This window comes from Sphingomonas sp. HT-1 (assembly GCF_048568905.1).
Taxonomy (GTDB): Bacteria; Pseudomonadota; Alphaproteobacteria; order Sphingomonadales; family Sphingomonadaceae; genus Sphingomonas.
The window spans coordinates 1092592-1107906 of the sequence record NZ_CP183770.1; the positions used below are offsets into that span (position 1 = coordinate 1092592).

14 protein-coding genes are annotated in these 15315 nt (G+C 67.9%); 5 read left to right on the top strand and 9 right to left on the bottom strand.

Annotated elements, in window-relative coordinates; genetic code table 11:
- Positions 1-5: 5 nt before the first annotated feature.
- Both fmt and truA read left to right on the top strand, forming a co-directional pair.
- Positions 6-908 carry a methionyl-tRNA formyltransferase gene (fmt, locus tag ACNFJ7_RS05210; RefSeq protein WP_019369526.1) on the top strand — a complete coding sequence of 301 codons (903 nt, stop codon included), beginning with the start codon at positions 6-8 and terminating at the stop codon, positions 906-908.
- On the top strand, positions 905-1651 hold the full coding sequence (gene truA / locus ACNFJ7_RS05215) for a tRNA pseudouridine(38-40) synthase TruA (RefSeq protein WP_019369527.1): 747 nt from the start codon (positions 905-907) through the stop codon (positions 1649-1651). The genes fmt and truA overlap by 4 nt, the downstream gene beginning before the upstream one ends.
- Here the strand turns inward: truA and ACNFJ7_RS05220 are convergent.
- From ACNFJ7_RS05220 to ACNFJ7_RS05260, 9 genes are all read right to left on the bottom strand, one after another.
- Positions 1641-2831 carry a class I SAM-dependent RNA methyltransferase gene (locus ACNFJ7_RS05220; protein ID WP_019369528.1) on the bottom strand — a complete coding sequence of 397 codons (1191 nt, stop codon included), beginning with the start codon at positions 2829-2831 and terminating at the stop codon, positions 1641-1643. The genes truA and ACNFJ7_RS05220 overlap by 11 nt on opposite strands.
- Complete coding sequence (locus ACNFJ7_RS05225) at positions 2828-4231, bottom strand: bifunctional ADP-dependent NAD(P)H-hydrate dehydratase/NAD(P)H-hydrate epimerase (RefSeq protein WP_019369529.1); 1404 nt, start codon at positions 4229-4231, stop codon at positions 2828-2830. Before ACNFJ7_RS05225 ends, ACNFJ7_RS05220 begins: the two co-directional genes overlap by 4 nt.
- The gene (locus ACNFJ7_RS05230) at positions 4228-4569 is read right to left on the bottom strand and encodes a hypothetical protein (RefSeq protein ID WP_236704547.1); all 342 of its coding nucleotides are present in this window, start codon (positions 4567-4569) and stop codon (positions 4228-4230) included. Before ACNFJ7_RS05230 ends, ACNFJ7_RS05225 begins: the two co-directional genes overlap by 4 nt.
- Positions 4550-6271, bottom strand: coding sequence for a dihydroxy-acid dehydratase (gene ilvD, locus ACNFJ7_RS05235; protein WP_019369531.1), 1722 nt, complete (start codon positions 6269-6271; stop codon positions 4550-4552). The genes ACNFJ7_RS05230 and ilvD overlap by 20 nt, the downstream gene beginning before the upstream one ends.
- A gap of 11 nt (positions 6272-6282) precedes the next feature.
- Positions 6283-7014 (bottom strand): N-formylglutamate amidohydrolase, encoded by a 732-nt coding sequence (locus ACNFJ7_RS05240; RefSeq protein WP_019369532.1) that lies wholly within the window; start codon positions 7012-7014, stop codon positions 6283-6285.
- A complete protein-coding gene (locus tag ACNFJ7_RS05245) occupies positions 7011-7745 on the bottom strand; it encodes an enoyl-CoA hydratase/isomerase family protein (protein ID WP_019369533.1) in 735 nt (244 codons plus the stop codon). The genes ACNFJ7_RS05240 and ACNFJ7_RS05245 overlap by 4 nt, the downstream gene beginning before the upstream one ends.
- Positions 7746-7903: 158 nt before the next feature.
- Positions 7904-8740 (bottom strand): 4-(cytidine 5'-diphospho)-2-C-methyl-D-erythritol kinase, encoded by an 837-nt coding sequence (locus ACNFJ7_RS05250; RefSeq protein ID WP_019369534.1) that lies wholly within the window; start codon positions 8738-8740, stop codon positions 7904-7906.
- A 19-nt stretch (positions 8741-8759) separates the two neighbouring features.
- Complete coding sequence (locus tag ACNFJ7_RS05255; protein ID WP_236704548.1) at positions 8760-10268, bottom strand: tetratricopeptide repeat protein; 1509 nt, start codon at positions 10266-10268, stop codon at positions 8760-8762.
- Positions 10269-10320: 52 nt separating this feature from the next.
- Positions 10321-11973, bottom strand: coding sequence for an electron transfer flavoprotein-ubiquinone oxidoreductase (locus ACNFJ7_RS05260; RefSeq protein ID WP_019369536.1), 1653 nt, complete (start codon positions 11971-11973; stop codon positions 10321-10323).
- A gap of 131 nt (positions 11974-12104) precedes the next feature.
- Between ACNFJ7_RS05260 and ACNFJ7_RS05265 the strand changes: the two genes are divergently transcribed.
- The 3 genes from ACNFJ7_RS05265 to moaB are packed head-to-tail and all read left to right on the top strand — an operon-like array spanning position 12105 to position 15263.
- Entirely contained in the window at positions 12105-12827 is a 723-nt protein-coding gene (locus ACNFJ7_RS05265; RefSeq protein ID WP_019369537.1) for a uracil-DNA glycosylase family protein, read from the top strand.
- A complete protein-coding gene (locus tag ACNFJ7_RS05270) occupies positions 12824-14746 on the top strand; it encodes a lytic transglycosylase domain-containing protein (protein ID WP_019369538.1) in 1923 nt (640 codons plus the stop codon). The genes ACNFJ7_RS05265 and ACNFJ7_RS05270 overlap by 4 nt, the downstream gene beginning before the upstream one ends.
- Positions 14736-15263 (top strand): molybdenum cofactor biosynthesis protein B, encoded by a 528-nt coding sequence (gene moaB / locus ACNFJ7_RS05275; RefSeq protein ID WP_019369539.1) that lies wholly within the window; start codon positions 14736-14738, stop codon positions 15261-15263. Before ACNFJ7_RS05270 ends, moaB begins: the two co-directional genes overlap by 11 nt.
- Positions 15264-15315: the final 52 nt, after the last annotated feature.

Genomic DNA, 15315 nt, shown 5'->3' on the forward strand with positions numbered 1-15315 from the left:
GAAGCATGCGCATTCTCTTCATGGGAACCCCCGATTTCGCCGTGCCGGTGCTCGACGCGCTTGTCGAAGCAGGTCACGAAATCCTTACCACCTACACCCAGCCCCCCCGCCCCGCCGGCCGGCGCGGCAAGGCGCTGACCCCCTCCCCGGTCCATGCCCGCGCCGAGGCACTGGGGATCGGAGTGCGGACGCCGCTGAGCCTGAAAGGTGCGGAGGAGCAGGCAGCGCTGGCCGCGCTGGAGGCGGACGTGGCGGTGGTCGCGGCCTATGGGCTGATCCTGCCGAAGGCGGTGCTGGCGGCGCCGCGGCTGGGTTGCCTCAACGTGCATGGTTCGCTGCTTCCCCGCTGGCGCGGCGCTGCGCCGATCGAGCGGGCGATCCTCGCCGGCGATGCGGAGACCGGCGTCGGCATCATGCAGATGGAGGCCGGGCTCGATACCGGCCCGGTGCGGCTGGAGGGCCGCACGCCGATCGACCGCAAGACCGCCGGCGAGCTGCGGGCGGAGCTGAGCGCGATGGGTGCGCGGCTGATGGTGGCGGTGCTTGCCGACTTCGACGCCTATCCGGCGGTGCCGCAGCCCGAGGGGGGCGTCACCTACGCCGCCAAGATTGACAAGGCCGAGGCGCGGCTCGACTTCACCCGCAGCGCGGTGGAGGTCGAACAGGCGGTGCGGGCGTTCAATCCTGCCCCGGGGGCGTTCTTCGAGCTGAACGGCGAGCGCTTCCGCATCCATGCCGCCGATCTGGTCGACGCCAGCGGCTCGGCCGGCACCGTCGGCGACGACCTGCTGATCCATTGCGGCGAGGGCGCGATCCGCCCGACCGCGATCCAGCGCGCCGGTCGCGGGGTAATGACGGTCGCCGAGCTGCTGCGCGGCTTCCCGATCCCGGCGGGGACGCAGCTTTGACGCGCTTCGCGCTGACGGTGGAGTTCGACGGCCGCCCGTTCATGGGCTGGCAGCGGCAGGATCACGGCCCCAGCGTCCAGCAGGCAATCGAGGACGCGGCCCATGCGGTCACCGGTGAGGACGTGATCGTACATGCCGCCGGGCGCACCGATGCCGGAGTCCACGGGTTGGGCATGCGCGCACATTGCGACATCGCCAAGCCGATCACGCCGTTCCGGCTGATGGAGGCGCTCAATGCGCGGATGCGGCCGAACCCTGTGGCAATCCTTGCCTGCGACGAGGTTTCGGGGGACTGGCATGCGCGATTCTCGTGCCTTAGTCGCCATTATGAATATCGGATCGTAACTCGGCGGGCCCCACTGACTTGGGAGAAGGGCCTCGCCTGGCGCCTCTCGGGACCGCTCGACGCGCCAGCGATGCAGGCAGCGGCTGCGTATCTGGTGGGCCGCCACGACTTCACCACCTTCCGCTCGGCGCATTGCCAGGCGGACAGCCCGATGCGCACGCTCGACCGGCTCGACGTGGCGCAGGAGGGCGAGCGGATCAGCGTGTTCGCCTCGGCGCGCTCTTTCCTGCATCATCAGGTGCGCTCGATGGTCGGCTGCCTTTCGCTGGTCGGCCAAGGCAAATGGGCACCGGAGGATGTGCGCGATGCACTGGCGGCGCGTGACCGGACCACATTGGGCTTGAACGCGCCGCCCGACGGCCTGTTTTTCCTACGCGCGGAATATCCTAGCGACTAAACTTTGCGGCCAGTTCGACATGGGTCGACCAGCGGAACTGCCCCACCGGCTGCACCCAATCGAGCCGATACCCGCCCTTGCACAAAATCTCGGCATCGCGTGCGAAAGTACTGGGATTGCACGAAACATAGGCCAGGATCGGCGCCTTGGAGCCGGCGAGTTCACTTATCTGCTCGCGCGCACCTGCCCGCGGCGGATCGAGCACTACCGCATCGAACCGGTCGAGCTCGGCAGTGGTGAGCGGGCGGCGGAACAGGTCGCGGTGATCGCCGAACACCTGGCGTTCCGCCACGCCCGCTGCCGTCTTCAGCGACAGGATTGCGTCTCGAGCCGCCTCGCCGGCATAGACCCGCGCACGCTGCAGCGCGAAGGTGAAGGTGCCGAGCCCGGCGAACAGGTCGGCTACCGTCCCCACCCCGCCGACGATCTCCCGTACGGCCGCCACCAGCGCCGCCTCGCCCTCGGGCGTCGCCTGGAGGAAGCTGCCGCTCGGCAGCGGCACCGCGACCCCGCCGAGCGTGATCGTCACCGGCACCGGCTCCCAGCGCGCTGTCGGACCAAAGCCCTCGTCAATGGCAAAGCGGGCCAGTTTCTCGGCTTCGGCAAAGGCGGTGATCGCCTCCGCCGCGGCCAGGCCTTCGGGATCGATGCCCTCGACCAGCACGTCGCGCCCCTGATCGCTCAGCGCGAGATGCACATTCACCCGCCGCGCCTCGGGGAGCAGCGTCGCCAACAGCCGGCGCAGCGGCGCGAGCAGCGCGAACAGCTCGGGCGCGAGGACATGGCATTCGACGAGGTCGATCAGCTTGTGGCTGCCCGCCTCGGTGAAGCCGATCCTTACCTGCTTGCCGCGCCGCTCGGCGTGGAGCGTCGCGCGGCGGCGGGTGCGCGGCGGCGAAAGCAAGGGCGTGCGGATCTCCGCCTCCAGCCCCTGTGCCGCGAGCGCGCTACGCACGCGCTCGGCGAGGAAACGGCTCCATGCGGCATCGTCTAGATGCTGGAGCTGGCAACCGCCGCAGCTCGGGAAATGAAGGCAGGGCGGCGTCTGGTGATGCGGACCGAAGCGAACCGCACCATCCTCACCCACCCAGTCGCCCGGCGCGGTGAGGGGGAAATGCCGGCCGTCGCTGGTTACCCCATCGCCCCGCGCGGCGACGCGCACCACTTCGACTTCGCTCACAGACATTCCAAACACGCTTCCGCCAGTTGAGCGACGAGCTGATCGGCGAAAAAGGCGGGACCTGCAAGCTGCGCCGCGCGGCCATGCAGCCACACCGCCGCAGCCGCCGGATCGACCCCGCTGCCGCCCTGCGCGATCTGCGCGCCCAGCACGCCGGCAAGCACGTCCCCGGTGCCGGCAGTCGACAGCCAGGGCGAGGCGCCGGCCAGCACGCGGACATTGCCGTCGGGGCCCGCGATCACCGTGTCGCCGCCCTTGTGAACCACGGTTGCGCCGCTCGCGGCCGCCGCCTGCAATGTACGATCGATCTTGCTGCCTTCGCTATCGAACATCCGGTCGAATTCGCCGCCATGGGGCGTAATCCACACCGGCGCCTCGCGGGCCGCCAGCGCAGCCGCCGCGCCGGTACCGAGCAGGCTCAGCGCATCGCCGTCGAGCACCAGCGGCTTGTCGGCCGCCAGCCCTGCCCGCAGGAACGCTTCGGCACGGCGATCACGGCCAAGCCCGGGGCCGAGCACGATGGCGTCGATCCGATCGCCGGCGAAGAAATCGGCGAGATCATCGGCATCGTCGATCGTGCGACGCACCAGCGCATCGGGCGCCGGACCCGCCGGCTCCGGCCCGGCGAGCATCACATAGCCCGCCCCGCTCGCCATCGCCGCCCGTGCTGCGAGGCGGCCCGCGCCGGGCATCGCACCTTCCACCACCGCGACCAGCCCGCGGCTATACTTGTGGCTCTGCGGGCCCGGCGCCTGCAGCCGAGGCCGGGCGACGGTCTGCCAGGCGGTGTCGGCCGGAATGCCGATATCGGCGAGCAAGACATGGCCGCAGCGGGACAGCCCGTCGCCGAGCAGATGCGCCGGCTTGAGCGCGCCCAGCGCGACGGTGGCGTTCACGCCACGCGGGGCGCCGAGCTCGTCGCCGCTATCGGTATCCATCCCCGAGGGCAGATCGATCGCCAGCGTGAACTCGGCCCCGCGCACCAGTTCGGAGAGCACGGCGGCGATGCTGCGCTCCAGCGAGCGCGTGACACCGATCCCGAACAGCCCATCGATCACCACCGGCCGCACCGGCGCGCCGTAGAGCGACGTCGTCGGCCCATCCCAGCGCGCGTGCATCCGCTCGGCCGCACCGGGCTTCGGCGCACCCGAGGCAGCGACCAACACGTCGAGACCTGCGTCGCGCAAATGTCGCGCAACGACATAGGCATCGCCGCCATTGTTGCCCGGGCCTGCGAGCACCAGCACCGGGCGCCCCATCGCGAAGCGCACCGCCTCGCGCGCCACCGCCGCGCCGGCGCGCTCCATCAGTTCGTCCTGGGAAACGCCGCGCGCGAACACCGCTTCCTCGGCGGCTCGCATCGCGTCGGCCGTAAGAATTGGGGCGCCGGGCGGGATCATTGCCCCGCTGTAGCGCCCTTGTCCGCGAGGCGATAGCGCATCCCGCCGATCGTCACCTCGGTGGCGCGACCGACAGCGCTGGTCGTGGCAAGTTCCGCGCCATCTGCCGCAGTGATCGTATTTGCCTCGATCCGCAGACGCCGAAAGCCGCCATCCGGGTGATGAGGAACCAGCAACCCGTCTTTGCCGCGCTCCAGCGTACATACCGGCAGCAGCGCCTCGCCCACCGGCGCGCAGGCAACCGTCTCACCTGCTTGCGCAGCGGGCTGCGACGCCGGATCGGCACCGCAGCCCGCCACAAGCAAGGTCAGCGCGAGACTAGATGTCCGCGTAGACATGGCGCTCGGCCTTGGCGCCGGGGTGCGTCACCGCCCCCTGATAGGCCGGGCCGACATTCTGCGAATAGCGGTAGAGCGCGCCCGACTGATAGTCGTTCACCCGCGGCTGCCAGCGCGCGCGGCGCTCGGCGAGCACGTCCTCGGGCACGTCCAGGTCGATCGTGCCCGCCTCGGCATCGATGCGGATGGTGTCGCCGTCCTCGACCAGCGCGATCGGGCCGCCCTCGGCCGCCTCGGGGCCGACATGGCCGATACAGAAGCCGCGGGTGCCGCCCGAGAAGCGGCCGTCGGTGATAAGCGCCACCTTCTCGCCCATGCCGAGGCCGTAGAGCGCCGCGGTGGTCGAGAGCATCTCGCGCATGCCCGGGCCACCCTTGGGCCCTTCGTAGCGGATGATGATGACCTCGCCTTCGTTGATCTGGCGGTTCTCCACCGCCTGGAAGGCATCCTCCTCGCAATCGAACACGCGCGCCGGGCCGGTGAACTGGAGGCGGTGCATGCCCGCCACCTTCACGATGGCACCTTCGGGCGCGAGGCTGCCGCGCAGGCCAACGACACCGCCCGTGGGCGTGATCGGCGTCTTCACGTCGTAGATCACCTTCTGGTCCGGGTTCCAGGTAACCTGGTCGATATTCTCGCCCAATGTCTTGCCGGTCACGGTCATGCAGCTGCCGTCGAGCAGGCCGTTGGCCAGCATCGTCTTCATCAGCATGTAGACGCCGCCGGCAGCGTGCATGTCCTTGGCGACATACTTACCACCTGGCTTGAGGTCAGCGATGTAAGGCGTTGATTTGAATGCTTCGGCAACGTCGTGCAGGTCGAACTCGATGCCCGCTTCGTTGGCCATCGCCGGCAGGTGGAGCGCGGCGTTGGTCGAGCCGCCGGTCGCCGCCACCACGCGGGCGGCATTGATGAAGGCGGCGCGGGTCGCGATGTCCCGCGGACGCAGGTTCATCTCCAGCAGGTTCATCACCTGATGGCCGGCCGCGATCGCGATTTCTTCACGGCTCTTGTAGGGAGCAGGCACCATATTGCTGTTCGGCAAGGACAATCCCATCGCCTCACCGACGCACGCCATGGTGTTGGCGGTGAATTGGCCGCCGCACGCGCCGTGCCCCGGGCATGCAACCTTCTCGAGCGCGGTCAGGTCCTTGAGCGGGCAATTGCCGGCGGCGAATTTGCCCACCGCCTCGAACACGTCGACCACGGTGACGTCACGATCCTCGAACCGGCCCGGCAGGATCGAGCCGCCATAGACGAAGATCGACGGGATGTTGAGGCGCAGCATCGCCATCATCATCCCCGGCAGCGACTTGTCGCAGCCCGCGAACGCAACCAGCGCGTCATAACAATGGCCGCGCACGCTGAGCTCGACCGAGTCGGCGATCACTTCGCGGCTGACCAGCGAGGATTTCATCCCCTGATGGCCCATGGCAATGCCGTCGGTCACCGTGATGGTGTTGAAGCGGCGCGGCATGCCGCCATTGGCGATCACGCCCTGGCGCGCGGCATCGGCCTGGAAATCTAGGGTGGTGTTGCACGGCGCGCTGTCGTTGCCGGCGCTCGCCACGGCGACGAACGGCTTGGCGATATCCTCCTCGGGAATCCCCATGGCATAGTAGTAGCTGCGGTGCGGCGCGCGCTCCGGCCCCACGGAGACGTGGCGGCTGGGGAGCTTGGACTTGTCGAATCGGTTGGTCATAGCGCGCAAGCCTATGTCGCGGGAGCACCCTTTTGCGCAAGAGTGTTGCGTAGAAAAACCACGAGCGAGGTGAGACGCTGGACCCAGCAGGCCACGCCTGCAGGATCGCGGATGAGATCGTTGCGGATCTCCAGCGCTATCGAGGGAATACCCTGCGCCTCGGCATGGCGGTTCAGCGTCGCGTTGAACATCCGGCCGGAATAAGGCTCATTGTCGCCCGTCGAAATCCCCTGTCCGCGCAGCCACGCGATCGCAGGACACGCAGCGCGTACGTCGCGATTGTAGAGGACGCCGATCTCCCAGGGCCGCGGGCTGCCATGCTGCTCCAGGCGGGGGGTGAAGCTGTGGATTGACAGGATCAATGCCGGGCGTTGGCGGCGAACCTGATCGCGCAGGTGCCGGTGATACGGCGCATGGAACCGGGCAATCCGCGCATTTCGATCAGCGCCGACATTGCCGGGGATCGGGTGTCCGTCGCTGCTGCTCCGGATCAGCGCGTCATGGTCCGGCTCGCGATGGAGATCGATGACCAGCCGGGAAACCGTTGCGAGGATCGCCGGCGCCCCCAGTCTTGCGGCCAGTGCTCGAGTCACCGCCGCAGCACCGATGTCGACGGCGATGTGCAGATCCAGCAGCGCCGGATCGATGCCGAGCTTCACATCCGGCGGCACCGCATTGGATGCATGGTCGCACAACAGCAGCACTTCCTGCGCGCTGCCGTCCAGGAATTCTATAACGCTCATTCGAACACCGCCCGTCTGCGCGCCTTGAATGCTGCCAATCCTTCCGCCAGTTCCGGACCGCCAAAGGCTGCGTCGAACGCACGATCGAGATCGGGATCGTCGGGGCGGCGCAGAGCCCCTTTCAGCTGACGGATCGCAGCCGGCGCATTCTCCGCGATTCGCGCCGCAAGCTTCGCGGCGGCGGCCCCGGCGTCGGGCGCGCGGCGCTCGACCAGGCCGATGCGTGCCGCGCTGTCGCCGTCGATCGCGTCCCCGGTGAAGAGCAGTTCGGCCGCCCGCCCGCGCCCGACCTGCGCAGCGAGCCGAGCGACGTCTTCACGCGGATAGCCGAGCCCCAACCGCGCCGGCGTTACCGCAAACTGCGCGCCGTCGCCGGCTATACGCAAGTCTGCGGCGAGGATCAGCGCCACGGCGGCACCAAAACAGCCGCCGTCCACGGCGGCGACGACTGGCATCGGCAGGGCCGCCAATGCATCGATCGCGCAGCGCATCCGATGGCGGAAAAGGGTTCTGGCGTCGGGATCCACCTGCAAATGCGCGAATTCGCTGACGTCGGCCCCGGCGGAGAAAATGCCCGGCATGTCCGAGCGCAACACTACCGCTCTTGCGTCGCCCAGTCCGGCGATCAGGGCGGGAAGCCGCTCCCATCCTGCCATCGGCACGGCGTTACGCGCGTTGCCGCGTGCGAGTGCAAGGGTGGCGATCGGCCCATCCCAACGAACTTCGATCATGTGAAGGAGCTGTGCCCGATCTGCGCAGCCAAGTCACGCGATGGCGCGCGGGCAGACTCCCGAAAGAGCGTGCCCGCGAGCCAAGGACGAACGTTCGCGCTGCGCCAGATTCGCCGCCGAGCAGGATCGCGGCCAATGCTGAAGATTACGTTACCCGATCAGCAGAGCGCCGTCGCGGCCACCCACCAGCCGGGCAGTCTCAGCGCGCGCGCAGCTGCATCGCGGGCGGCATGGTTCTCCAGCAGCGCGAAGCAGGTTGCGCCTGATCCCGACATGCGGAACAGCAGCACGCCGGGCTGGGCAGCCAGTGCGGCGAGCACGGCGTCGATCTCAGGCGCCAGCACCCGTGCCGGCCGCTCCAGGTCGTTGCGCCCCGCTTGCGCGGCGGTGAGCAGATCGCCCGTGCCGATGGGCCCGCGATCCTGACCGTCCCAGCCTCGAAAGACCGCCGCCGTGGATACGGCAACGCCGGGGTTCACCAGCAACGCTGGCGTTCCGGCAAGCCCCTCGATAGGCAGGAGGCGTTCCCCCCGCCCCTGCCCCAGCGCGGTTCGCCCCAACAGACAGGCGGGTACATCCGAACCCAGGCGGTCGGCGATGGCGAACAGCCGGGGGTCCGCTGGGTCTACACCATGGATCCGAGCCAAAGCACGCAGCGTGGCGGCCGCATCGGCCGATCCGCCGCCGATCCCGGAGGCGACCGGCAGATGCTTTTCCAATTCGATGGCATGGGCGCCGCCGCCGAACGTTGCTCGGAAGCGGGCCGCCGCGCGAGTGACGAGATTGTCGCCTTCGGCGGCCAGCACCGAAGCGAACGGCCCGGTAAGCGTGAAGCTGTCTTTCGTGGCGGGCGCGACGCGCACGATATCGCCATGCTCGACAAAGGCGAACAGCGTCTCCAGTTCGTGATACCCATCCGCGCGTCGGTGGCGGATGTGCAGCGCAAGGTTCAGCTTGGCACGGGCCGGTTCGGCGATAACGGTAAGATCAGGCATCTCAGCGCCCCTAGCGCGTTCAGGAGGCGCCCGTCAGCCCCTGGTCGAGCTTGCGGTCGATCCGCTCGGCATCGGCCGGGGCGGCATGGATCACCGCCGCACGCCAAGCATAGCGCGCCTCGAATTGCCGCCCTAGTCGCCAATAGGCATCGCCGAGATGCTCGTTTGCGATGGTACCTGCCGGATCCGCCAGCGTCGCCGCCTCCAGCAAGGGCACGCCGCGCGCGACGTCGCCATGCTGCACATAGGCCCAGCCCAGCGCATCGGCGATCTCCGCGTCCTCGGGCGCGAGTTTGCGGGCGCGCTCGAGCAGGCGGAGCGCCTCCGCCGAATCGCTGCCATGCGCAAGCAGTGCGGTGCCCAGCGCGCGAAGCGGCTCCGCGCGGTTCGGCTCCAGTTCCGCCGCGCGGCGATACTGGGCGAGCGCCTGCTCCCAGCGACCGGCACGATCCAGCGCCGCGCCATGATCGAGATGCAACTCTGCGCTGCTTTCACCGCCCCGCCGGATCGCGGTGGCATAGACCCGTGCCGCCGCATCGTGTCGGCCCGTCGCGCTCAGCAACTCGGCATAACGTTCCGCGTCCAACACCGTGGCGGAGCGGCCCTCGGCGAGCATTCGGGCTTCCGCCAGCGCCGCTTCCGCCCGATTGGCGTCGCGCAGGATCTGGACGCGTGCCACCGCTGCACGGCGGAAGAAGGGGCTGTCGTTCCGCACCTGTCCCAGCGTGGCGAGGGCGAGATCCTGGGCGCCGGCGCCACTCAGCCCCTCCCCCAGCAGGATGCGCGCGCGCTCCTCCTGCGGATCCAGCACCAGCGCCGAACGGGTAAGGGCAATGGTAAGCGTCGCCATCCGGTCGGTCGAGAGATCGCTTGCGAGCGCCAGCAACAGCCGCGAGACGCCATAGACTGCATCGGCCGTGCGGGGGCCGCGCCATTGCTTCTCCACGCCCCGCAGATCCGACCCGCCCGGATCGAGCAGGGCGCGCGCCTGGTCCCGCTCCAGCACCCGTGCCAGATCGATGCGCGCATCGTCGGTCCCCGGCCCCGCCAGCGACGGTAGGACGGCGACAGCGGCGGCCTCTCCCTTGCCGCGCGCCACCAACATCAGCGCGCGCTGCACCGGCACATAGCGTCGGGCCAACGCACCCGGATGAAGGGAGTCGAGTACGGCCGGCCCATCCAGTCCCCGCGCCTGCGCCAGCCAGGCCGTCAAAATCGGCATCAGAAAGTCGACCGGGGTGCCTTTCAGCCGCTTGACCGCATCGGCGGCGCGCGGCTGGTCCCCGGCCGAAAGCGCGACAGCCATTTCGAACAAGGCGGCATCGGGCGGCGCGACACCTGCCTTTTCCATGACCGCGACAGCGCGCACGGCCAGCGCCACATCGCCCACCATCAGCGCTTGGCGATAAGCCCGAAGCGCGATCACCGGATCGTCAGGAGTCGCAGCCAGCGCACGGCCATAGCCTTGGGCCGCAACCGTCGCTATGCCAGCCGCATCGGCGGCACGGGCACGGACGTACTCGGTCAAATCCGAGGTCTGCGCCGCTGCAGGAATCGCCTGCACCAGCGCCAGACCAAGGCTACATGTTCGGATAATTCGGCCCGCCGCCACCTTCCGGCACCACCCAATTGATGTTCTGGGTGGGATCCTTGATGTCGCAGGTCTTGCAGTGCACGCAATTCTGCGCGTTGATCTGGAACCGCAGATCATCGCCTTCCCCTACGACCTCATATACACCCGCCGGACAATAACGCTGCGCGGGCTCTGCGTACATCGGCAGATTATAGCCGATCGGAACTTCCGGATCCTTAAGGGTCAGGTGGACCGGCTGGTCCTCCTCATGATTGGTGTTCGATATGAACACGGAGGAGAGCCGGTCGAAGGTAAGCACGCCGTCCGGCTTGGGATACTCGATCTTCGGTGCCTGGTCAGCGCGCAGCAGGCCCTCATTGTCGGGCTTGTGCTTCATCGTGATCGGCCAGCGCAGTCCCAGATGCTCGCTCCACATCGCGGCGCCGGAGAGTAACGTGCCCCAGCTATCGCCGAACTTCTTAACGAGCGGCGCCACGTTGCGGACACCGCGCAACTCCCTGTACACCCAACTCGCCTCATAGGCTTGCGGGTACGCGGTTAGTTCGTCGCCGGCGCGGCCGGCCTGGATCGCTGCGAACGCCGCCTCCGCTGCCATCATCCCGCTCTTCATCGCGGTGTGCGTGCCCTTGATCCGCGGCACATTGAGGAAACCTGCGGAATCGCCGATCAGTGCCAAACCCGGTGCCACCAGCTTCGGCACCGCCTGCCAGCCACCATCCGAAATTGCCCGCGCACCGTAAGACACGCGCTTGGCGCCCTTGAGCAGCGCGGCAATCTCGGGATGCGTCTTCCAGCGCTGCATCTCGTGGAAGGGAGAAAGCCAGGGGTTCTTGTACCCCAGCCACACCACGAAGCCGATCGCGACCTGACCGTCGGCCTGGTGGTAGATGAACCCGCCGCCATTACTGCCGTCGGTCAGCGGCCAGCCCTGGGTGTGGATTACCCGGCCCGGCACATGGCGTGCGGGATCGACGTCCCACAATTCCTTGATGCCGATGCCGTACACCTGGGGCTGGCTGTCCGCATCAAGTTCGAACTGGCGGATCAGTTGCTTCGACAAATGGCCGCGGCAGCCTTCAGAAAGGAAGGTGTATTTGGCGTGGATCTCCAGCCCGGGCTGGTACTCGGGCTTGTGGCTGCCATCCTTTGCCACACCCATGTCGCCGGTGGCGACGCCCTTTACGCTACCGTCTTCGTTGTACAGCACCTCGGCGGCGGCAAAGCCCGGGAATATCTCCACGCCCAGCTCGCCTGCCTTTTCCGCCATCCAGCGGCAAAGATTGCCAAGGCTGCCGGTATAGGTGCCCTTGTTGTGCAGATAGGGCGGCGTGAGGAATTCAGGGAAGGACGATTTGCCCTTGTCGCTCAGCACCCAATGATGATTTTCGGTCACCGGCGTGCGCGCCAGCGGGCAGCCATCGTCGCGCCAGTTCGGCAGCAGCTCGTCGAGCGACTTGGGATCCACCACCGCGCCGGAAAGGATATGCGCACCGACTTCGGAGCCCTTCTCCAGCACGCACACAGAGAGTTCGGCGCCGGCCTCGGTCGCGAGCTGCTTCAACCGGATCGCCGCGGAAAGACCGGCAGGCCCCGCGCCGACGATCACGACGTCATAGGGCATCGACTCCCGTTCGCTCATCCTTGTTCCCCTAAGTCCTTCGTACTAACACGGCCGTTGCGGCCACCTGTCGTCGCGCGCCCGCAACGTTCCGTCTATCCGGCGATGAAGCCAGATTGACCCCGCCGTCAACTGGGATTCAAAGAATGGGTATGGGGGTGCAACCAGACAATAGCTGGCACAAGGCGCTCGCGAGCACGCTCGAATGGTGGGATGCCGCAGGAGTCGACATGCTCGTCGAGGACGAGGTGCGCGACTGGTTCGCCAAACCCGCGCCGCTCCGCGCCGAGCCGCAGGCCGAGCCTGCCGTAACGGCCGCACCCGCTGCCCTGCCCCAGACGCTGGCCGAATTGATCGCCTGGCGGACAAGCGAAGCCGCGCCCGAAGCCGGTTGGCACACGCCCCTGGTTGCGCCTGCGTTTGTCGAAAACGCCGCTTGGACGATTTTCGTCGACATGCCCGAGCCAGAGGATAGCGCCACGCTGTGGAGCGGTCCGGCGGGCGCCCTGCTCGATCGGATGCTGGCGGCGGTGGGGCTGGCGCGCGAGTCGGTGCAACTGGTGCCGCTCTGCTTCGCCCGCCCCCTCACCGGGCAGGTGCCCGCCGATGCGGCGCCGAAGCTGGTCGAGCTGGCCAACCATTTCCTATCGTTGGTGCAGCCGAAGAAGCTGTTGCTGCTCGGCCATGCGGCGACCCGTTCGGTTCTCGGGGCGGAAGCCTGGCCGCCGGAACTTCGTTCGTACGACGTTAACCGCTACGAGACGACAACCCAGGTGGTGGCGACCTATCATCCGCGCTCGTTGATCGAGCGTCCGGCCGCCAAGAGCGAAACCTGGAAACATCTGTTGCTGCTGAACCGGGGACCGAGCCGTTGACCTTGCGCATTCTGCTTGCCGCCACGCTGCTGGCGACGCCGATCGCCACACCGGCGCTGGCCCTGCCGTCTGATGATAACACTCCCACGCTGATCGACGAAGCGGATGCCGCTTCGGGCCCCCGTCGCGCGGGTGATGGTATTCCGTCGCAGCTCGATCCGGCGCAGCGCTCCGATTACCGCTTCGTCTTCGATGCGATCCGCAATGGTCGCTGGGCCGATGCTCAGATCAAGCTCGATTCGATGCCGCCGGGCCCACTCCACGCGATCGCCCGCGCCCAGCTATACACCGCCAAGGGTTCGCCGCGCGTCGAAGCGGCGCAATTGGTGGCGCTTATCACCGAAGCGCCGGAGCTTCCGCAGGCCGAACAGCTCGCGCGTCTTGCCAAGACGCGCGGCGTGAGCGACCTTCCTTCCCTCCCGGTGGCGCAGCGGCTGATCTGGTTCGATGGCGCGCCGATCCGCAAGCGCGCTCGCTCGATCCGCAGCGACAATGCCGCGACCGAAGTAGCGATCCTGATCGCACCGCATGTAAAGGCGGATAACGGCCCTGCCGCTGAAGCGGTGGTTGCACGCTTCGCGGGCGATCTTACGCCCGAAGCGTTGACCGAGTGGCAGCAGAAGGTCGCCTGGATCTACTATGTTGCCGGCGACGATGCCAATGCGCGCCGCATGGCGGCCAAGGCCGAGCAGGGAATGGGTGAATGGGCGCCGCAGGCCGACTGGGCAGATGGCCTTGCTGCCTGGCGCCAGCAGGATTGCACGGGCGCCACCGCTGCGTTCGAACGCGTCGCCACCCGGGCCAGCGATACCGAACTGCGATCCGCCGGCCTCTATTGGGGCGCCCGTGCGGAAATGGCGTGCGGGCGGCCAGACCGAGTGGCACCAAAGCTGCGGGCGGCCAGCCAATATGGCGAAACCTTCTACGGCCTGCTTGCCCGATCGAGCTTGGGCATAGCGGAAAAGCGGCTGGAGGGCGATCGGTTCATCAACAAGGACTGGGCTGCGCTCGAACGTCGCCCGAACGTCCGCGTCGCTGCCGCGCTGTCGGAAATCGGCGAGACGGCATTGGCCGATCAGGTGCTGCGCCACCAGGCGAAGTTCTGCACGCCGGACGATCACGGCGCGCTCACTCGCCTTGCCGCGCAGCTGAGCCTGCCGCAGACCGAATTGTGGCTGGCGCATAACGGGCCGGCCGGCGCCAAGCCGATCGTCGAGGCACGCTATCCAGTGCCGAACTGGTCGCCCGCCGGCGGATGGCGAGTCGATCGTTCACTGGTGTTCGCTCACACGTTGCAGGAATCACGCTTCAACGCGGAAGTGCGCAGCGCCGCCGGAGCCATGGGCCTGATGCAGGTGAAAACCGGCGCCGCGATTGATGTAGGTCGGCGCCGTGGGGTCACCTATGCCGCCAGCGATCTCACCAAGCCGTCGGTGAACATGGAGATCGGTCAATCCTATCTCGAGCAGTTACGCGACCTGCCGCTGACGCAAGGGCTGCTGCCTAAGGTGATCGCCGCCTATAATGCCGGGCCCAGCCCGGTCGAGGCCTGGAACCAAGCCTCGCGCGACGGCGGCGATCCGTTGCTCTACATTGAAAGCATCCCTTATTGGGAGACGCGCGGCTATGTAATGACGGTGCTGCGCAACTATTGGATGTACGAGCTGCACGACGGCAAGCCCTCCGCCAGCCGCGCCGCACTGGCTGCCGGCATGTGGCCGCGCTTTCCCGGCATGACTGGGGCCAAGGCGGTGAAGCTCAGCACGCGCCGCGCCCCGCCGCTTATCTTCCCCGCGCCGCAGCCGCTAGCGCCGCAGGCGCCTTCGGCGCTCCAGCAGCAGTTCCAGCTGCCGGCCACCGGGGCCAGCGTGACGATCAGCGCCGCCAAGCTGCCGAACGAGGTGGCGCGTGGGAATTGACGCGAGCATCGCCTTCCGCCCTGTTCGCATTGCCGTTCTCACCGTTTCTGACACCCGCACGCTCGCTGAGGATCGATCGGGCGACCGGCTGGTCGAGCGGCTGACCAGCGCCGGCCACTTGCTTACGGACCGCACGATTCTCCGCGACGATGTCGACGTGATCGCTGCTCAGTTCGAGGCATGGATCGCAGCGCCAGGCGTTGAGGTGGTTCTCGCCACCGGCGGCACGGGCGTCACCGGCCGCGACGTGACACCGGAGGCACTTGCCCGCGTCTGGGACAAGGAAATCCCGGGCTTTGGCGAACTATTCCGCTGGCTGAGCTACGCCAAGATCGGCACGTCGACGATTCAGTCCCGTGCCACCGCCGGTGTTGCGCGCGGCACCTACCTCTTCGCACTGCCGGGCTCGACCGGTGCTGTCACCGATGCATGGGACGGCATTCTCGCCAGCCAGCTCGATATCCGCCACAAGCCCTGCAACTTCGTCGAGCTGATGGGGCGCCTGCAGGAGCGGTAAGGAAGCTGCAGGCGGCCCCACCTGCCCGTACCCTGCGCTTCCCATGCCCTGC